The organism is Comamonas sp. Y33R10-2, from assembly GCF_019355935.1.
Taxonomy (GTDB): domain Bacteria; phylum Pseudomonadota; class Gammaproteobacteria; order Burkholderiales; family Burkholderiaceae_C; genus Comamonas.
The window spans coordinates 2,580,579-2,600,179 of the sequence record NZ_CP079925.1 but is presented as its reverse complement, the minus strand read 5'-3'; the positions used below and the strand labels follow the sequence as shown (position 1 = coordinate 2,600,179).

The 19,601-nt window shown below is 58.7% G+C and carries 14 protein-coding genes and 1 pseudogene; 9 read left to right on the top strand and 6 right to left on the bottom strand.

Annotated elements, in window-relative coordinates:
- Window positions 1-20: 20 nt before the first annotated feature.
- The gene (uvrA, locus tag KUF54_RS11575) at window positions 21-3,059 is read right to left on the bottom strand and encodes an excinuclease ABC subunit UvrA (RefSeq protein ID WP_219342972.1); all 3,039 of its coding nucleotides are present in this window, start codon (window positions 3,057-3,059) and stop codon (window positions 21-23) included.
- A 251-nt stretch (window positions 3,060-3,310) separates the two neighbouring features.
- Here uvrA and KUF54_RS11570 point away from each other — a divergent pair, with 251 nt between their 5' ends.
- The 5 genes from KUF54_RS11570 (at window position 3,311) to KUF54_RS11550 (ending at window position 9,237) form a co-directional block, all read left to right on the top strand.
- Window positions 3,311-4,486: an MFS transporter gene (locus KUF54_RS11570; RefSeq protein ID WP_219346379.1), complete on the top strand. Its 1,176-nt coding sequence runs from the start codon at window positions 3,311-3,313 to the stop codon at window positions 4,484-4,486.
- 136 nt (window positions 4,487-4,622) lie between these two features.
- Window positions 4,623-5,195 carry a single-stranded DNA-binding protein gene (ssb, locus tag KUF54_RS11565; RefSeq protein ID WP_219342971.1) on the top strand — a complete coding sequence of 191 codons (573 nt, stop codon included), beginning with the start codon at window positions 4,623-4,625 and terminating at the stop codon, window positions 5,193-5,195.
- 341 nt (window positions 5,196-5,536) lie between these two features.
- Window positions 5,537-6,976, top strand: a complete 1,440-nt coding sequence (gene tcuA, locus KUF54_RS11560) for an FAD-dependent tricarballylate dehydrogenase TcuA (protein ID WP_219342970.1) — start codon at window positions 5,537-5,539, stop codon at window positions 6,974-6,976.
- Between the two features lie 3 nt (window positions 6,977-6,979).
- Complete coding sequence (gene tcuB, locus KUF54_RS11555; protein WP_219342969.1) at window positions 6,980-8,188, top strand: tricarballylate utilization 4Fe-4S protein TcuB; 1,209 nt, start codon at window positions 6,980-6,982, stop codon at window positions 8,186-8,188.
- Between the two features lie 65 nt (window positions 8,189-8,253).
- The gene (locus KUF54_RS11550; protein ID WP_219342968.1) at window positions 8,254-9,237 is read left to right on the top strand and encodes a tripartite tricarboxylate transporter substrate binding protein; all 984 of its coding nucleotides are present in this window, start codon (window positions 8,254-8,256) and stop codon (window positions 9,235-9,237) included.
- A 253-nt stretch (window positions 9,238-9,490) separates the two neighbouring features.
- Here KUF54_RS11550 and KUF54_RS11545 read toward each other — a convergent pair whose 3' ends face one another.
- Both KUF54_RS11545 and KUF54_RS11540 read right to left on the bottom strand, forming a co-directional pair.
- A complete protein-coding gene (locus KUF54_RS11545) occupies window positions 9,491-10,048 on the bottom strand; it encodes an NUDIX hydrolase (protein ID WP_219342967.1) in 558 nt (185 codons plus the stop codon).
- Window positions 10,049-10,074: 26 nt separating this feature from the next.
- Window positions 10,075-10,587 (bottom strand): GNAT family N-acetyltransferase, encoded by a 513-nt coding sequence (locus tag KUF54_RS11540; protein WP_219342966.1) that lies wholly within the window; start codon window positions 10,585-10,587, stop codon window positions 10,075-10,077.
- A 197-nt stretch (window positions 10,588-10,784) separates the two neighbouring features.
- Between KUF54_RS11540 and KUF54_RS11535 the strand changes: the two genes are divergently transcribed.
- Together KUF54_RS11535 and KUF54_RS11530 are read left to right on the top strand one after the other, a co-directional pair.
- Window positions 10,785-11,039, top strand: coding sequence for a DUF2061 domain-containing protein (locus tag KUF54_RS11535; RefSeq protein ID WP_219342965.1), 255 nt, complete (start codon window positions 10,785-10,787; stop codon window positions 11,037-11,039).
- 213 nt (window positions 11,040-11,252) lie between these two features.
- Window positions 11,253-12,608 carry an aspartate aminotransferase family protein gene (locus KUF54_RS11530; protein ID WP_219342964.1) on the top strand — a complete coding sequence of 452 codons (1,356 nt, stop codon included), beginning with the start codon at window positions 11,253-11,255 and terminating at the stop codon, window positions 12,606-12,608.
- 63 nt (window positions 12,609-12,671) lie between these two features.
- Here KUF54_RS11530 and rsmA read toward each other — a convergent pair whose 3' ends face one another.
- The 3 genes from rsmA to KUF54_RS11515 all read right to left on the bottom strand — a co-directional run bounded on the left by rsmA (window position 12,672) and on the right by KUF54_RS11515 (window position 17,349).
- The gene (rsmA, locus tag KUF54_RS11525; RefSeq protein WP_219342963.1) at window positions 12,672-13,433 is read right to left on the bottom strand and encodes a 16S rRNA (adenine(1518)-N(6)/adenine(1519)-N(6))-dimethyltransferase RsmA; all 762 of its coding nucleotides are present in this window, start codon (window positions 13,431-13,433) and stop codon (window positions 12,672-12,674) included.
- A 126-nt stretch (window positions 13,434-13,559) separates the two neighbouring features.
- The gene (locus tag KUF54_RS11520) at window positions 13,560-14,990 is read right to left on the bottom strand and encodes a peptidylprolyl isomerase (protein WP_219342962.1); all 1,431 of its coding nucleotides are present in this window, start codon (window positions 14,988-14,990) and stop codon (window positions 13,560-13,562) included.
- Between the two features lie 13 nt (window positions 14,991-15,003).
- Window positions 15,004-17,349 (bottom strand): LPS-assembly protein LptD, encoded by a 2,346-nt coding sequence (locus KUF54_RS11515; RefSeq protein WP_255576444.1) that lies wholly within the window; start codon window positions 17,347-17,349, stop codon window positions 15,004-15,006.
- A 245-nt stretch (window positions 17,350-17,594) separates the two neighbouring features.
- Between KUF54_RS11515 and KUF54_RS11510 the strand changes: the two genes are divergently transcribed.
- Together KUF54_RS11510 and KUF54_RS11505 are read left to right on the top strand one after the other, a co-directional pair.
- Window positions 17,595-18,701 carry an aminoglycoside phosphotransferase family protein gene (locus KUF54_RS11510; RefSeq protein WP_219342961.1) on the top strand — a complete coding sequence of 369 codons (1,107 nt, stop codon included), beginning with the start codon at window positions 17,595-17,597 and terminating at the stop codon, window positions 18,699-18,701.
- Between the two features lie 149 nt (window positions 18,702-18,850).
- Window positions 18,851-19,599: pseudogene (locus KUF54_RS11505) on the top strand (16S rRNA (uracil(1498)-N(3))-methyltransferase).
- The last annotated feature ends 2 nt before the right edge of the window (window positions 19,600-19,601 follow it).

Below are 19,601 nucleotides of genomic sequence, written 5' to 3'. Positions count from 1 at the left end.
AGCAGCTATTTTTATTCAAATCAGCGTTTCTTCAGATAAGGCTTGAGATAGCGCCCCGTCACGCTGGCGGGGTTGGCCGCCACCTCTTCGGGCGTGCCCACTGCCACCACTTGGCCGCCGCCCGAGCCGCCTTCGGGGCCCATGTCGATGAGCCAGTCTGCGGTCTTGATGACGTCAAGGTTGTGCTCGATGACGACGATGGTGTTGCCCGCATCGCGCAGCTGGTGCAGCACTTTCAAAAGCAGAGCAATGTCGGCAAAGTGCAGGCCGGTGGTGGGCTCATCCAAGATGTAAAGCGTGCGGCCGGTGTCGCGCTTGCTCAGCTCTTGTGCCAGCTTCACACGCTGGGCTTCGCCGCCCGACAGCGTGGTCGCGCTTTGGCCAAGGCGGATATAGCTCAGGCCCACATCCAGCAGGGTTTGCAGCTTGCGGGCGATGCTGGGCACGTCTTTGAAGAAGGCGTGAGCGTCTTCCACCGTCATGTCCAGAACCTGCGAGATGTTCTTGCCCTTCCACAGCACTTCCAGCGTTTCGCGGTTGTAGCGCTTGCCGTGGCAGATGTCGCAGGGCACGTACACGTCGGGCAGAAAGTGCATTTCCACCTTCACCACGCCGTCGCCCTGACAGGCTTCGCAGCGCCCGCCAGAGACGTTGAAGGAAAAGCGCCCCGGCCCATAGCCACGCTCTTTGGCGGTGGTGGTTTCGGTCATCAGCTCACGAATGGGCGTGAACAGGCCGGTATAGGTGGCGGGGTTGCTGCGCGGTGTGCGGCCGATGGGGGACTGGTCGACGTTGATGATCTTGTCGAAGTACTCCACGCCGATGATGTCGTCATGCGCTGCAGGCTCGGTGCCTGCGCGGTGCACTTGGCGGGCGACTTCGGCATACAGCGTGTCGTTGACCAAGGTGGATTTACCCGAGCCAGAAACGCCGGTCACGCAGGTGAACAGGCCCACGGGAAAGTCTGCCGACACGCTTTTCAGGTTGTGGCCGCGTGCGCCTTCAATGCGTATAGCTTGCAGGTCGCCGGCCGCTGCATCTTTGCGGGCACGTTTGTGCGCTGCCGTGGTGGGGAACTTCGATGTGCTCTTGGCTTGCTCCTCATCAGCGGCTTTGCTGACCACGGGCAACCAAGGCGTGCGGTGCTTGGGCACAGGAATGCTTTGCGCGCCGCTTAAATAGCGGCCGGTGGGCGAGTCTGGGTTGGCCTTGACCTCGTCATACGTGCCCTGCGCCATGATGCGCCCGCCATGCACACCCGCGCCGGGGCCCATGTCGATGACTTGGTCTGCGGCGCGCATCATGTCTTCATCGTGCTCAACCACGATCACGCTGTTGCCGATGTCGCGCAGATGCTCCAGCGTAGAGATCAGCTTGTCGTTGTCGCGCTGGTGCAGGCCAATCGATGGCTCGTCCAGCACATACATCACGCCCGTCAGGCCCGAGCCGATTTGTGATGCCAAGCGAATGCGCTGGGCTTCGCCGCCCGAGAGCGTGTCTGCGCTGCGGTCAAGGCTCAGATAGGACAGGCCCACATCGTTGAGGAACAGCAGGCGCGAGGCGATCTCGCGCACGATCTTGCTGGCAATCTCGGCCTTGGCGCCGCTCATGTTCAGGTGCTTGAACCATTGCAGGCTATCGGCTAGCGTGGCGTGGCTGACTTCATAGATGGCGCGGGATTGCTCGCCTTCACCCACGCGCACAAAGCGTGCCTCACGGCGCAGGCGCGTGCCTTCGCATTCAGGGCATTTGCGGATGGTGCGCATCTTGGCCAGATCATCGCGCACCACGCTGGATTCGGTTTCGCGAAAGCGGCGTTTGATGTTGGGGATGATGCCTTCAAACGGGTGGCTCTTGATAAAGGCTTCGCCTTTGCGCTCGCCGCTCTCAAAAACATAGTTGAAAGCGATGACCTCGTCGCCTGAGCCCCAGAGGATGACGTTGCGCACGTTCTCAGGCAGCTCATCAAACGGGGTCTCGGTGCTTGCGCCGTAGTGCTTGGCCACGCTTTCGAGCATGGAGAAGTAGTAGTTGTTGCGCTTGTCCCAGCCCTTGATGGCACCGCTGGCCAAACTCAGGGTAGGGAAGGGCACGACGCGGTCTGGGTCAAAGTCTTCGCTGTTGCCCAGACCGTCGCAGGCGGGGCACGCGCCCATGGGCGAGTTGAAGGAGAAGATGCGCGGCTCCAGCTCAGCCAGAGAGTAGTCGCAGGCTGGGCAGGCAAATTTGGCGCTGAACAAATGTTCTTTGCCGCTGTCCATCTCTAGCGCCAGCACCCGGCCACCGGCGTCGTTGCCGCCAGCACGCAGGGCCGCTTCAAAGCTTTCGGCCAGGCGCTGTTTGATGTCTTCGCGCACTTTGACGCGGTCAATCACTACGTCAATGTTGTGGCGCTCGTTTTTTTCTAGCTTGGGCAGGGACTGGCTGTCGTAAATCTGCCCATCGATGCGAAAGCGCACATAGCCTTGGGCTTGCAGCTGCACAAACAGCTCGGCAAACTCGCCTTTTTTCTCGCGCGCCAAGGGGCCGAGGATCATCAGCTTGGTGTCTTCGGGCAGCTGCAGCACGCTGTCCACCATCTGGCTGATGGTTTGGGACTGCAGCGGCAGATTGTGGTCAGGGCAAAACGGCGTGCCGGCGCGGGCAAACAGCAGGCGCAGGTAGTCGTTGATCTCGGTGACCGTGCCCACGGTGGAGCGCGGGTTGTGGCTGGTGGCCTTTTGCTCGATGGAGATGGCGGGCGAGAGGCCTTCAATCAAATCGACATCGGGCTTATCGAGTCGCCCCAAAAACTGGCGTGCATAGGCCGAGAGGCTTTCTACATAGCGACGCTGGCCTTCTGCATACAAGGTGTCAAATGCGAGACTGGATTTGCCCGAGCCTGATAAACCCGTAATCACCACCAACTTGTTGCGGGGGATATCGAGGTCAATATTCTTGAGGTTGTGCGTGCGTGCGCCGCGAATGGCGATGCGTGTCTGCGCCAGCGAGCGGCCCAAATAAAGGCTGTCGTCAGCATCAGCAGTCTTAACAGAGGGCAAATCGGGCTTCACGGACACAGGCGCTCCAGGCGGGGGGAAACTCTCCATGATAGTCAGACGGGCCTGTTCATGACTAGATGATTCAGGTTCACGGACAATCTACAGTTCTATTCTTTCTCTTTGGCTTGGCTGTGACGTTGGCGTGAGCATAAGAATTCGACACTTGGCAAAATTTGAGCGTGAATAAAACGAATACATCTCCTCGTGTGCTTAGCGCGCTTGATGCGCCTAATGCGGACACGCAGGGCACGGACAAATCCTCGACCATCATGACTTCTCTGGAGCGCCGCTCAAGCGGTGCGCTGGCGTTGATCTTTGCGCTGCGCATGCTGGGTCTGTTTCTGGTGCTGCCGGTCTTTATGTTGGAAGCGCGAAAGTACCCCGGTGGTGATGACCCAGCCATGATCGGTTTGGCGATGGGGCTGTATGGGCTGACGCAAGCCGTGTTTCAGTTGCCCATTGGCTTGGCATCGGATCGCTTTGGTCGCAAGCGTGTCATCGTGGCGGGGTTGCTGGTTTTTGCTGCGGGCAGCCTGATTGCCGCCATGGCGGATTCGTTGACCGGCCTGATGGCTGGCCGCGCCATTCAGGGCGCAGGTGCGGTCTCCGCTGCGGTTACCGCACTGCTGGCCGATCAGACCCGTGACGGCGTGCGCACCAAGGCCATGGCCATGGTGGGCGGCAGCATCGGCCTGATGTTTGCGCTGGCGCTGGTGCTGGCACCGCTGCTCAATGCTTGGATGGGTTTGTCAGGCATTTTTGGCCTGACCTGTGCGCTGGCCATGGCCGGCATTGCCGTGGTGCTGTGGGTAGTGCCCCCCGAGCCCGAGAAACAAGCCAATGCGCACAAAGGCAAGTTCAGTGATTTGCTAGGCCATACCGACTTGCTGCGCCTGAGCTTTGGCGTGTTTATTCTGCACACCGTGCAAATGTCGATGTGGGTGGCAGTGCCCGCGATGCTGGTGCAGTCTGGCTTGGTGAAAGAGCAGCACTGGCATGTTTACCTGCCAGCGGTTCTGCTGTCCTTTGTCGCCATGGGCCTGCTCTTTTCTATGGAGCGCAAGGGCCAGCTGCGGACGGCTTTGCTAGGCTCTATCGGGCTGGTACTGCTGGTGCAAATAGGGCTGGGCATGTTGGCCTTTAGCGGCACGATTCCCACCATCTGGTGCATGGCACTGTTGATGTTTTTGTTCTTTTGCGGCTTTAACGCGCTAGAGGCGACCCAGCCCAGCTTGGTCTCGCGTATGGCGCCTGCGCCGCTGCGCGGTGCGGCTTTGGGCGCTTACAACACCTTGCAATCGCTGGGCCTGTTTGCCGGTGGCGCGATGGGCGGTGCCGTCGCTAAATGGGGCGGTGTGCCGGGCTTGTTTGCAGTGACGGCCGTGCTTATGCTGCTGTGGCTGGTGGTCAGCCTGCCGCTGCGCCCAGTGGGTCGCCACGGTTGATGGGGTTTGATCTGTTGGGCATGGCGGGTATAGGGTAATCCCGCGATCGTTGGCCAGCGCTTGGGGCAAAATGCGCACTCCATTGGCTTGGGACGAACCGTTCATTACCCAGGCCACTTTCTGAAAAGGTATCTCTATGGCATCCGTCAATAAAGTCATCATCGTCGGCAATCTGGGCAAGGATCCTGAAATCCGCACCTTCCCCAGCGGCGACCAAGTAGCCAACGTCACTATCGCCACCACAGACCGCTGGCGCGACAAGAACACCGGCGAAAACCGCGAAGCCACAGAATGGCACCGCGTGAATTTCACCGGCCGTTTGGCTGAAATCGCAGGTCAATACCTGCGCAAGGGCAGCCAAGTCTATGTGGAAGGCAGCCTGCGCACCCGCAAGTGGACTGATCAAGCCACTGGCCAAGAGCGCTACGCCACAGAAATCCGCGCTGACACTATGCAAATGCTCAGCAGCCGCCAAGGCGGTGGTCAGCAGCAAGGCCAAGGCGGCTACGGCAATGACGACGGCTATGGCGAAAGCAGCTACGAAGCGCCAGCCCGTCGCCCAGCCCCGGCTCCAGCTTCGGCCCCCATGCAGCAGCAACGCCCCGCACCGGCCCCTATGCAGCAGCGCGCAGCGCCTGCGCCCATGGCTCCACCTCCCCAGCGCGCTGCGTCGGGATTTGACGACATGGACGATGACATCCCGTTTTAAAAAGCACCTTTAGTCGCTTTTATTGATTCAAAGCCCACATCTCGAAAGAGATGTGGGCTTTTTACTTATTTGCATTGGCAGAAATATCCAGCCATGCCTGCGGCAGAAGAACTCTTGCATCAAAAGTGGATTGCTATTAATGCAGCCACATCACAAATCGTGATACCCCCATTCGTTTGAGCCTCTGCACTGGCAAGAAGACGCTCACTACAGTCGCGGTAAACACGATCCTGCCTGCGTTGACTTTTCTGATCACGGCTGATTCAGCGCTGCTGGCAGGACAACATTTCCCACGTTGACCCGCTGACCCGCCACTGGCCCCCGCCTGATGGCAGCCCATCATGAAAACTGAAGCCTTTGACACCGATGTACTCATCATCGGTGGTGGCAACGCCGCCCTGTGCGCCGCGCTCATGGCGCGCGAAGCGGGTGCCCGCGTGCTGCTGCTCGAATCCGCCCCGCGCGAGTGGCGCGGTGGTAACTCCGGCCACACCCGCAATCTGCGCTGCATGCACGATGCCCCGCAGGATGTGCTGACCGACGCTTATCCCGAAGAAGAGTACTGGCAGGATTTGCTGAAAGTCACCGGCGGTATCACCAACGAGCATCTGGCGCGCATGGTGATCCGCGCTTCCAGCACCTGCCGCAACTGGATGCGCAAGCACGGCGTGCACTTTCAGCCGCCGCTGTCGGGCGCACTGCATGTGGCGCGTACCAATGCGTTTTTCATGGGTGGGGGCAAGGCGCTGGTGAATGCCTATTTCCGCAGTGCCGAAAAGCTGGGCGTGGAAGTGCGCTACGAATCGCCGGTGGACAAGCTGGAGATTGAAAACGGCCAGTTCAAGGCAGCGTGGGTAAAAGGTCAGCGCATCACCGCCAAGAGCTGCGTGCTGGCCGCTGGCGGCTTTGAATCCAACCGCGAATGGCTGCGCGAGGCTTGGGGGCAGAACGAGCGCGGTGAGTGGCCTGCGGATAACTTTCTCATCCGCGGCACGGCCTTCAACAAGGGCGTACTTCTCAAGCACATGCTGGACGAGCACAACGTCGATCGCATTGGCGACCCCACGCAGGCGCACATGGTGGCCATTGATGCGCGCGCGCCGTTGTATGACGGTGGCATCTGCACCCGTATCGACTGCGTGTCGCTGGGTGTGGTGGTCAACCGCGATGCCCAGCGCTTCTATGACGAGGGCGAAGACTTCTGGCCCAAGCGCTATGCGATTTGGGGCCGACTGGTGGCGCAGCAGCCCGGCCAGATTGCTTATTCGATCATCGACAGCAAGGCGATTGGCCGCTTTATGCCGCCGGTGTTCCCCGGCGTGAAAGCCGACAGCCTGCCCGAACTGGCGCAAAAGCTGGGTCTGGACGTGGACACGTTCATGCAGACCCTGAACGCCTACAACGCCAACTGCAAGGTGGGCCACTTTGACCACACCGCGCTGGATGATTGCCACACCGAAGGCGTGACCCCTGCCAAGACGCACTGGGCGCGCCCCATCGATACCGGCCCGTTCTACGGCTATGCGCTGCGCCCCGGTGTGACCTTTACCTATCTGGGTCTGAAGGTGGACGACACCTCGGCCGTGCGCTTTAACGATCAACCCAGCCAGAACCTGTTTGTGGCTGGCGAAATGATGGCCGGCAATGTGCTGGGCAAGGGCTACACCGCCGGTGTGGGCATGTCGATTGGAACCGCCTTTGGCCGCATTGCTGGCCGTAACGCCGCGCTGGCTGCGGCTGGCAAGCCTGCCGTACACGGCGCTGTGAAAGATGAGGTCTAAATCATGAGCATCCAATCCCTGCAAGATTTGGGCAAGGAAGCCCAGACGCTGGCCACCGGCAGAGTCATTCCTATCATCCCCGCACCTACGGAAACTGCGGCTGAAGGGGAAGTTGCCCGCCAGCTGCAAATTTGCAATGCCTGCCGCTATTGCGAAGGCTTTTGCGCCGTGTTCCCGGCCATGACGCGCCGTTTGGAATTTGGCAAGGCTGATGTGCATTACCTGGCCAACCTGTGCCACAACTGCGGCGCTTGTTTGCACGCCTGCCAGTACGCACCGCCGCATGAATTTGCCATCAACATCCCTCAGGCCATGGCCGAGGTGCGTGGCCAGACTTATGCCGACTACGCCTGGCCGCCTGCATTGGGCAAGCTGTACCAAAAGAATGGTTTGACATTGTCTTTGGCACTGGTTGCCGGGCTGTCTATCTTTTTGACGCTGGCCGTGGTTGCGCAAGGCGGTGTTGGCCAGTTGTGGAACCACAACTTGGGCAACAACTTCTACAACCTGTTCCCCCACAATCTGCTGGTCAGCATCTTTGCACCTGTATTTCTGTTCGTGGTGTTTGCGCTGTTCATGGGCGTGCGCCGCTTTTGGAAGGACGTGAAGCCTGTCACCAGCAATGTGGATGTCAGCGCCCCAGCGGCCGCTGAAGCCACGCAAGATGTGCTGCGCTTGAAGTACTTAGATGGCGGCCATGGTGATGGTTGCCACAACGAAGACGACGCCTACACCTTGAAGCGCCGACGCTTTCACCACCTGACGTTCTACGGCTTCTTGCTGTGCTTTGCGGCAACGGCTCTGGCCACGGTCTACCACTACGTCTTCAACCTGCCTGCGCCTTATGAGTTGTCCAGCCTGCCCAAGATTTTGGGCGCTGTGGGTGGTGTGAGCATGATGGTCGGTACGGCTGGCCTGTGGCACCTGAACCGTACTCGCCACCCCATGCATGGCGACGCCAAGCAAAAGCCTATGGATCTGGGCTTTATCGCCTTGCTGTTCGTGGTGGCCGCTAGCGGCTTAGCGCTATGGCTGGGCCGCGGCACGCCGGCGCTGGCTTTGCTGCTGTGCTTGCATCTGGGTGCTGTGATGGCTTTTTTCGCCACTTTGCCCTACGGCAAGTTTGCCCACGGGGTGTTTCGCACCGCATCGCTGCTGCGCCACAACGCTGAAAAGCGCGAACCCAGCCCTATCGGTCTGGGTGCCGACTGATCTGCAAAACCAAACCAATAAATCAGCCGGAGCACCGGCATCCATCCTGTTCAAGGAGACATCCCATGTTGAATAAACGCCTTTTCCTGCGGACCACAGTGGTGGCCGCCTCTTTGCTGAGCCTTGGCTCTGCCGCCATGGCAGCGCCTGACTGGCTGCCCAACAAGCCCGTCACCCTCGTCGTGGGCTTTGCTCCTGGCGGCGCAGCAGATGCGGCTGCGCGCACGATTGCCAAGAAGCTGGGCGAGAACATCGGCCAGACCGTGGTGGTGGACAACAAGGGCGGCGCTGGCGGCAATATTGCCCACCAGTTCGTTGCCAAATCGCCTGCAGACGGCACGGTGCTGCTGTTTGGCTCCATCGGCCCGCTGACGATTGCGCCCCACATCATGAAGGTGGGCTACAACCCCTTCACCGACCTGGCCCCCATCTCGGGCGGTGTGAACTTTCCCAACGTATTGGTGGTGCACAAGGGCGCAGGGGTGAAGACCTTGGCCGAGTTTGTCGCCAAGGCCAAAAAGAGCCCCGACAGCGTCGATTACGCGTCTACTGGTGCAGGCTCGGCCTCGCATTTAGCGGGTGAAATGTTCAACCAGCGCGCAGGGGTTGAAATGGTCCACGTGCCCTACAAGGGCGGCGCCCCAGCCCTGCAGGACTTGCTGGGCGAGCGCGTCACCTCCTACTTCGCTGCTCCCCCCACGGCACTGCCGCAGGTTGAGGCAGGAAAGCTGATTCCGCTGGCCACCACCGGCCTAACGCGCCCTGCTTACATGCCCAATATTCCGACGGTGGCTGAAGCAGGATACCCCGGCTTTGAGGCGCTGAACTGGTACGCTTTTGTCGCACCGGGTAAGACCCCCACGGCCGTGCTGGACCGCTGGAATACAGAAATTGTCAAAGTGCTCAATGACGAAAGCGTGAAGAAGTCCTTGAACTCTCACGGCCTGACACCTCAGCCCACAACGCGCCCCGAGTTTGCCGCCTTCATGAAGAAGGAATATGAGCAGTGGGGCAAGGTGGTGAAGGAGCGCAAGATCACTTCGAACTAACCTCATCTCAACCAACTTCTCTTTGAGGACTACTTCGGTAGTCCTTTTTTTATAGCTACTCGTCATTTATTGATAAGGACTAGCAGGATATTTATCCCAATATCTATCCGCTCAAGTTGTCCGGTACGAGCAGGGCGCAGAGCGGATGAGTGCAGCAGCGGCAATAGCATGACGATGAGCGAAGCCACTAAAACCAACTAAAGAAGCAGGCACGCCTCATAAAAAAAAGCCACCTCAAGGGTGGCTAGTGCGGTCAGTGAATTTGCGCCAACACATCATCTAATGTGGCGCCGACATCCTCGGGGAGTGGCTCGTTGGGCTTGGCGCCCTTGTAAACGCTGCTATCCGCATGAACCAAGCCCATGTCATAGCGCTGCCCAGCAAGATAGTCACCAATCGACTCCAGCACGATAGGGCTGCGGTGCAAATGGGCCGTGGCTTTGAGTTCATCGAGGGTGAGCCAGACGGTGCGCACCACGCCGTGATCCAGATGGCGCTGGGCGTGGTGCATGCCCAAATCACCCGTGTAGGCAAAGCGCATATAGGTAATGTCCGAGCCCGTGCGCGTGCGCACAAAGCGGTTCATGTAGATGCCGACCAGCGCCGTGGGTGTGAAAGCGTGGGCGGTCTCTTCCATAACCTCGCGAACGCAGGCATCGACGGGGCTTTCGGAAGGGTCGAGATGACCGGCAGGCGTATTCAGCCGCAGTCCATCTGCCGTTTGTTCTTCCACTAGCAAAAAACGACCATCACGCTCGATGATGGCCGAGACAGTCACATTGGGTTTCCAGCGATTGGGCATGGGCGGCATTATCCTTGCCCAAATCGTAAATCGTGTCAGATTAGTCCTACCATGTAGACCGCTCCCTCTCCATAGCTGGCCAAATGTTGCTGCTGTGCAGCATTTGGCACTTCCTGCACGATAAAGCCTTGACGTTCCCAATAAAGCGCTGAGCCCTGCACCGACACCAGCGTCATCTGCTGCACACCTCGCAGGCGGGCTTGTGCCCGGGCCGCATCCAGCATGCGCCGCGCCAGGCCCTGACCGGCAGCCGCTGCTGACACGGCCATATCGTGCAAATAAAGCACGCTGGCATCTGCGTAGTTGGCAAAGTCACCATTCAGAGGCGTGATAGCGCCGGGGCGTGACCAGTAAGCAGCAAGATAAGCAACCAGCTCATCGCCCGCCACAGCCCCCCAAGAGCAGTGGCCAGTGGCCTCTAAGCGGCGCGCAAACACCTCGCGCGGCTCCACCAAGCCATCGCCATAGCACTGCGCCTGTATGCGCAGCACGGCGTTCACATCTGATGGGACCAAGGCACGCAATTGAATGGGTATCAGCTCTGACATTGAAGACTCATAAATGAATAGCTACTTGTGCTTTTAGATAAAGGACTAGAGGCCTATTTCACTCCTATTTTCATGGATAGCGTATCAAGATTGACCTCGTTCCATGAGGTGCAGAGACTATCGTGATGGTAATGATTCTCAATTGGATTAAAACAGTCTCAATCTCTACCATTGGCATATCGACTCAGGAGAATTCAATGACACGTTTGATGCAGGCTGTGCGCCATAACCGAGACACTCTGAACAAGACCATCAGCTACTACTTTATTCACATCACGGTGGCCGCTTGCGTGGCCTATGCGGTGACAGGAAACCTGCTGGCCTCGCTCACCCTCAGTCTGCTAGAGCCCACTGTTCAGGCGTTTGCCTTTTTCTTCCATGAAAAAGTCTGGGAACGCCGCATGAAAAAACGAGAGCAAGAAGCTGAAACTGAACAAGCCTTAGCGGCATAAAAGGCGGCTATGAGCAACGCCTCTTTTTCGCATTGGTTGCTGCAGTCTCTGGCCACAATGGCCGATTGCAACGGGCAGCTTTGAATCGTTACATTGAATTTTTCGTAAATCGCTAAGTGAAGGACATTTCAGGCCAAATCAATACACATTGACTGACAAGGCTTTGACAAACAAATTCAGTCGCCAACAATGGTGAGAACCATAGGAGTTCTCATGCAGCTTGCCGATACCCAGACGTCGACCTCCGCCACTCCCCACGATGCACAGTGGTTGAGTGCTCATTGGATGCCCTTTACTGGCAACCGCGACTTCAAGGCCAAGCCGCGCATCATTACCGCCGCACAGGGCGCGTACTACATTGATGCCGACGGACGCCGCATTTTTGACGGTCTCTCAGGCCTGTGGTGCAGTGGTCTGGGCCACGGCCGCCGTGAAATTGCCGAGGCCGTGGGCAAAGCAGCGCTGCAACTGGATTACGCGCCTGCGTTTCAGTTTGGCCACCCCGCATCTTTCGAACTGGCCAATCGCATCATCAAACTCATGCCTGCTGGGCTGGAGCATGTGTTCTTCAGCGGTTCAGGCTCTGAGGCTGCAGACACCTCGCTCAAGATGGCGCGTGCCTACTGGCGTGCAAAAGGTCAGGGCACAAAAACCCGTTTGATTGGCCGCGAAAAAGGCTATCACGGGGTGAACTTTGGTGGCATCTCCGTGGGCGGCATGGTGGGCAACCGCAAGACTTTTGGCCAAGGCATAGAGGCCGATCACCTGCCCCACACCCAGCCGCCGCTGGGCTCGTTTTGCCAAGGCCAACCAAAGACGGATGGAAAAGCGCTGGCCGACCGCCTGCTCGACCTGATCGCCCTGCATGACGCCAGCAACATCGCCGCTGTGATTGTGGAGCCCATGTCTGGCTCGGGCGGTGTGGTGATTCCGCCTGCGGGCTATTTGCAGCGTCTGCGCGAGATTTGCACGCAAAACAATATTTTGTTGATTTTTGATGAGGTCATTACCGGCTTTGGCCGTCTAGGGGCTACGACCGCCGCCGAGCTGTTTGGCGTGACGCCCGACATCATGAACATTGCCAAACAAGTCACCAACGGCGCGCAGCCGCTGGGCGCTTGCGTGGTGACGCCTGAGATCTATAACAGCTTTATGGCCGCAGGCGGGCCTGAATACATGCTGGAGTTTGCCCACGGCTACACCTACAGCGCCCACCCTGTGGCCTGCGCCGCAGGCATTGCCGCGCTGGATTTGCTGGAGCAAGAAGACGGCCCCGGCCGCGTAAAGGCGCTGGCGCCATTTTTTGAACAAGCCGTGCACAGCTTGAAGGGCGCCAAACATGTGCTGGATATTCGCAACATCGGCCTGGCTGCGGGCCTGACGATTGAGCCCCTGCCCGGCGAGCCCGCTAAGCGCCCGTATGAGATTGCGATGAAATGCTGGGATGCCGGCTTTTACGTGCGCTACGGAGGCGACACGATTCAGATTGCACCGCCTTTTATCAGCGAAAAAGCGGAAATTGAGCGCCTGATCAACGCCTTGGGCGACGTGCTGCAAGTCACGGCTTAAGCTACTAAATTGATAGCTTCAAGTCCTTGTTTGAAAAGGACTTGAAGCTATTTTTATGCTAAATCAGGAAAGCTGAGCGGCGAGGGCTTCGTATTCAGCCACAGGCACTTCTTCGGCGCGGCGCTGCACATCGAACTCGCCAGAGAAGCCCTTTTCTTCCAGCCATTTGCCCAGCGTGTTGCGCAAGATTTTGCGGCGCTGGCTGAAGGCCACACGCACCAGCTCTTCCAGCAGCTTGGGGTTCAGTTCGGCAGGCTTTTCACGCGGAATCATGCGCACCACAGCGCTGTCGACCTTGGGCGGCGGGTTAAAGCTGCCGGGCGGCACAAACAACACATCTTCCATGGCGTAGCGCCACTGCAGCATGACGGACAGGCGGCCATAAGCCGAGTTGCCGGCATCGGCCACCATGCGATCAATCACCTCTTTTTGCAGCATGAAGTGCTGGTCTTGCACCACATCTACTTGCTCGAGCAGATGGAACAAGATGGGGCTGGAGATGTTGTAGGGCAGGTTGCCCACCACACGCAGCTTGGGCACACCCATGCGCGCGGCCAGCGCACGGAAGTCGACCTTGAGCACGTCAGACTCCACCACATCCAGATCGTCGCGCAGGCGCAGGCGTGCCGCCAAATCACGGTCCAGCTCGATCACAGTGAGCTTGCCCAGACGCTCGACCAGCGGCTGAGACAGCGCCATGAGACCGGGGCCAATCTCGACCATGGGCTCACCCGCTGCGGGATTGATGGCGTCAACAATGCTGTCGATGATGGCGCCGTCCGTCAGAAAGTTCTGGCCAAAGCGCTTGCGTGGAATATGTTTCATGAATGCGAAAGCGGTGCCTGAGCACCGCTTGAAAAACTGTGGGTTTGTAAGTGCCCGATGCGCAATGATGACATCAGCGGGCACTTCCAGTGAATTGCATGGGCTTAAAGCACTGCGAAAAAGCCCTTATTGCGGTGGCTCGCGGTATTCAACGAAGGCCTTGCCGCGCAGCTCTTTGAGCCAAGTGTCGTAGTCCTGCTCAGCCTTGCGCTCGCGCACCACATTGCGCACCATTTCGCGCTGCTCGCGCTCGGTGAGTTTTTCTTGGCGGCGCTCAATGAGCTGAATCAAGTGCACACCAAAGCGCGATACCACGGGAGCGCTGATCTCACCGGGTTGCAAGCTGTTGAGTGTGCGCTCAAATTCAGGCACGAATTGGCCGGGAGAGGACCAACCCAGATCACCGCCACTGCGTGCGCTGCCGTCCTTAGAGAACTCCTGCGCCAGTTGCTCAAAAGTGGCTTGACCCGCCAGTACGCGGCGCTTGTAGTCTTCCAGACGTTTGGCGGCCTGTGCTTCCGTCATGCCATCACCTACGGTCAACAGAATGTGGCGTGCGTGGTTTTGCGTGATGAAAGCGGGGGCTGCGCCAGCTTGCGATTTTTCCAGCACCTTGAGCACGTGAAAGCCCGCATCCGAGCGGAAGGGGCCGACCACGGCGCCCGTAGCTGCGGAGGCCACTTGTTGGGCAAACAGCTCAGGGTAGTCGCTGATAGGGCGCATGCCCATAGCACCGCCACCTTGACCGTTAGGCACGTCCGAGAAATCACGTACAGCGGCAATAAAGTCGGCATTGCTGCGAGCAGCTTCTGCGGCTTTCTTAGCCTTGGCTTCGCGCTCGGCAACCACCGCTGCACTGGCGTTTTCAGGCACGACGATCAAGATGTGACCCAGATTGGTCATCGCGCCATTGCCAGCCGTATCGCCGGGGCGCTTTTGCTCTTTAAGGTAGCGGTCAATATCGGCTTCGGTGACTTTGACCTTGCCATCCACATCGCGCTCGCGCACGCGCTGCATTTGCATCTGACCGCTAATTTCAGCGCGGAATTGGTCTTCTGAAATGCCATCGGCTTTCAGGCTAGCGAGTAAACCGGCCATATCCGTCTTGTTTTGACGCGCCACATTGGCCACGGCTTGATCGACGGTGAGCTTGTCCACGTTAATGCCAGTGTCCCGCGCTTCTTGCAGTTGCACACGCTCGATCACCAAACGCTCCAGCACTTGGCGCGCCAGCTCGCTTTGGGGCGGCAGCTGGCCACCTTGTTCCGTCACGTTCTGCACGACGCGTGCCATGCGTGCGCGCACTTCGTTGTTGGTAATTGGCTCGGAGTTCACCAAGGCCACGATGTAATCCGCCGAGCGAATTCCTGTGGCTGCCGCAGGAGCCTGACGAGCCGAAGGCTTGCCAGTCGCCTCTAGGGCGCGCGAGATGGACGAATCATTGCCAGTCTTGGCTTTGCCCGGAGTCTTCAGGCCCTGGGCTTGCACACCAACCGCCATCACAGCCAAAGCCATGGCCACAGCGCATGCATTGGTTGTCTTAGAGAAAAAACGCATGAAAAAGCCTTGATTAATCGTAATTGGTAAAGCGGCTGGGCGGGGTCGCCGCCTCACGCAGATATTCGTAACGTGGCACGTTGCGCTTGAGGCTGGCGGTAGGATCCGCGCCAAAACTCAGGCGCGAGAAGCCGACAAACTCCACTTGGAACAGCAAGCGCAAATTGGATTGAATCAGCGAGCTTTGCAGACGCTCCAGCACCACACGGCCAATCCAGCAGCAGCCATCGTATTCGAGGCCCACCACGGTATCGACTAACTTTTTGTCTTTGAACGAATAGTTCAAACGTCCCACGGCATATAAGCGGCCACCGCCCTGACCTCGGCCCGCGCCCAAATCCTTGCCTTTGTCGCCCCAAAGATCGTTGATAGGCCACTGCCAGCCCACATCCACGAGCTTGCTGGAGTCTTGTTTGGTGACTGTATCGAGCTGGGTGCGATAGCCAATATTAAAGGTGCGGTAGCTACCAGGACTGTAGCGCGCTGTAGCTGTGGTACGCACGGTGCGACCAATATCCTTGTTGTATTGGGTTGTGCCTTCCAGCGACCATTTATCGGTCCAGTTAAAGGCGGCGCCCAGCAAGACGTCAGACAGCTTGCTGGTCGCGGCGACCTCACCGGGCAGCAGCACACGCTGATCCGACAGACGCAAACGCTGTGCAACCGCAAACTTGAGCTTTTCCGCACCACTTTCCGGGTCGATGAAGCGCGAGGTTGCGCCTAGCGTCATCAAATGGTTGTCCGCGATGCGGTCCTGACCGATGTAATCGTTTTCGGAAAAAATACTCGCAAAATTAAAGTCACTGCGGCCGGTGTCATACAGCGGCAACATGCTTTGGTTGCGATAAGGCGTGTAGGTGTAAAAGGCGCGGGGCTCAAAGGTTTGCAGCAAATTGGTGCCAAACCAAGAGGTGTCGCGCTCAAACACCAAACCACTGTCCAGACTGAATGTGGGCAGCGTACGGGTGGCACTCTTTGTGCCATCGCTCATCAGCTGATCTGTCTGATACATGGAGGTATGCAGCATCAGCTTGGGCGTGATAAATGCGCCCGGCGACAAGAAGGGGCGGCTTAGCTGTGCCTGCACATAGCTGCGCTGACCGTTATTACCGACTTGCCCAGCAATTGGGCGAATCAACTCAAAGCGAGTCGTGTCAGCCACTACCGTAAAGTCCAGCCCGTGGGGCAGGTCTAGTGGCGTGTAGCGGTACTGCAGCTGCGGCACCATGCTGTAAGGCGGCGCAATCGGCGTCGTCAAATCCTGCTGCATCTGATAACGCAGCACGTTGAGGCTCAGCACGCCATCGCCCTTGGCCCAGCTCAGGTTGGCCGTGCTGGGCAACAGGCGCTGACGCAGTGCCACGGGAGCCAGACGAAAATCGCGCCAGTAATCGCCGTCGCTGACGCGGTTCAGGTTCATGTTCAGACCCAGACCACCCACAGGCGTATTAAATGTCGTGCGGTGCTGCCACGAGTAACCCCAGCGATCTCGGTTGCGCAAGTTGTCACCTGGCATATAGCTGGCATAGGTCTCGCCAGAGTAGCTTGGCTCCAAGTAGCGGAACTGCCCGGCCAGATTCACTCCACGCTTAGTCATCAGCGATGGGGTGATGGTCATGTCGCGATTGGGCGCAATGTTCCAGTAGTAAGGCTGCGAATATTCAATACCGCCGAGCTTGTCCATGCCAATCATGGGTGGCAGCAGGCCGGACTTGCGCTTGTCCGAGAGCGGAAAGCTCATGCGCGGCACGGGCAAAACCGTCACGCCCTTGAACTGCAGTCGGGCACCTTCGGCTACGCCCACCTCTTCGGCCATGTCTAGGTGAATGGTCTTGGCTTTGAGCATCCAGCTTGGCTGCCAGCTCTCTTCATCGCCGCGCTGGCAGGTGGTGTAAGTCGCATCGTGAATGATGGAGTTGTCTTGATCGACAAACTCCACTCGCGACGATTCGCCATAGGCACCGTTGGCTAAAAAGCGGTAATTGGCGTTATCAAACTGCCCTTTAAACGCATCCACTTGCAAATCCAGCGCCGTGCCTTCGTAGACATTACCGGCCTGATTAATACGCACCGAGCCCACGGCGTTGACCTTGTCGTCAGGCACGGCATAGTCGAGTTTTTCCGCGCGAATCGAGGTGTCACCGCGGCGCAGTTCAGCATCGCCATGCACCGATGCCTTGATATCTGGCTGGCCCTCTAGGCTGTCGCCCTTGATATAGATCGGCTGCTGGTCACGCACTTCCTGCGGATAGGTTTCCTGAAGCAGGTTGCTGGACTTGAGCTGTAGCGCAGGCAGCGCCTCACCCGCATTCGAGGATAAAGCCTGCGTCTTGGCAGCGGGTTGAGCGTGCACCTGCATACCAGCCCCCGCCCATGCCAAAGCCACAGCCCATGCCAAAGGGCGAATCACCGGCCGAGTGCCTCCCACGCGCGTAGAACGGGCGCGGATGGCAGGTTGAAAGTCTCGTGGATGGGATGGGGATTGCACGATGATCAAAAGCGTCAAAACCACGCGTGCGAAGGCACACGTCAACAGAGAAAACCGACAGCCTAGCACCACTGCCCGCAGACGGGTTGGCATCGGTTTGTAAAATCCGATTATCCATGACCGATCCAAACACCCCCACAGTTAGCGTTGCCTGGGCAGATTCTGCCCGCCACGCTGCCTTCGATGCCTGGCTGATGCCTCTGGCTGCCCGCCTTCAGCTGCGCCCTGAAACCCTGCGCCCCGCCTCGGCCGATGCGAGCTTTCGCCGCTATCTGCGCCTAGATGCCGCCGATGGCAGCAGCTTGATCGTCATGGACGCACCTCCAGATAAAGAAGACTGCGCGCCATTCATCAAGGTACAAGCCCTGATGGCCGAGGCAGGTCTTAGCGTGCCGCAGATTTTGGACTGGGATGCTCCCAACGGCTTTATCTTGCTCAACGACTTGGGCAGCAAGACTGTAATTGAGGCGCTGGATCCTGAAAAACCGCAAGATGCCGAAGCTTGGTACCGCTCAGCCCTTGAAGTGCTTTTGGAGCTGCAACTAGCGTCCAAGAGCGGCAACGTGGGTAATCTGCCCCCGTACAACGAAGCGCTGCTGCGCCGTGAGTTGCAGCTATTTCCCGACTGGTACATCGCCAAACACCGTCAGTTCACATTGAACGACAAGCAGCAGGCCCTGTTTAGCAAGACGTTCGACCAGATCGTCGCCCACAATCTGCAAGCACCAAGTGTCTATGTGCACAGAGATTTCATGATGCGAAACCTCATGCAACCTCTGACCACCGGTGCACCGCTGGGTGTGCTGGACTTTCAGGATGCCGTCTACGGACCCATTACCTATGACATTGCCAGCTTGCTGCGCGATGCCTTTATTAGCTGGGATGAAGACTTCATCATCGACATCACCATCCGCTACTGGGAAAAGGCCCGCAAGGCCGGTCTAGTTGGGGCCAATAGCGCCAGCGGCTGGGGCGATGACTTTGGCGAGTTCTACCGTGGGGTTGAATGGATGGGTCTGCAGCGCCATTTGAAGGTGGCTGGTATCTTTGCCCGCCTTACGCTGCGCGATGGCAAGCCCAAATATCTGGCCGACGCCCCGCGTTTCATCCACTACATTCGCACCACCTGCGACCGCTACCGCGCTCTGGGCCCATTTCTCAAACTGCTCGATGAGATCGAAGGCATTGAGACCCAGGTCGGCTACGCATACGGACGAATGTAGGGGCTACATGAGCGGCTTTGCCGCTTCACCCCTCTCTCTACGCGCTTTGCGCTAAGGGAGGGGGACAACGCCCTCGCTGCGGGGCGGCCCTTGCTTGGCGTTTTTGGCTTGGGCCAGCGCAGCATTTCATTACTGCTATCTATTTCTAAATGCCGCGCTATCACTGCCCACTTCCACTGCACATCGGTACCGAGCTGGACCTGCCCGCGGGCGCAGCTCGCCACGTGCAAGTGCTGCGCCACCAGCCCGGCGATGTCATCACCCTGTTTGAAGGCCAGACCGGCAACGGTTTTACCGGCGGCGAGTTTCAGGCCTCCATCACCCACATGGGCCGCAGCGATGTGGGCGTGCGCGTGGACAGCCACAGCCCTGTAGAGCGCGAAGCGGCCCGAGCCATTCACCTTGTCGTGGGCATGCCTGCCAATGAGCGCATGGACTGGCTGGTGGAAAAAGCCACCGAGCTAGGCGTTGCCAGCATTCAGCCCGTGATGGCTGCGCGCAGCGTGCTTAAGCTCAAGGGCGACCGTGCGGACAAGAAAATCGAGCGCTGGCAGTCCATCGCGGTGTCGGCCTGCGAGCAGTGCGGCCGCAATCAGGTGCCTGTCATCCACCCCCCCAATCACTGGCCGACTGGCTGCGTAGCAAAGATGCGCCGCCAGCCGATGCCACCCGCCTCGTGCTCTCCCTGCGCGAAGGCAACCAGCCCCTGCGACTGGCCGCTGGCGATGCAAACGATGTAAAGGCTGTCTGGGTGCTTCACGGCCCCGAAGGCGGCCTGACCGCGCAAGAGGAAGACTGGGCGCTGGCGCAAGGCTGGACGCCTGCCAGCCTTGGCTCCCGCGTGTTGCGCGCTGAAACGGCCTCTGTCGCTGCCCTTTCCCTGCTGGCCTTGGAGTAAAT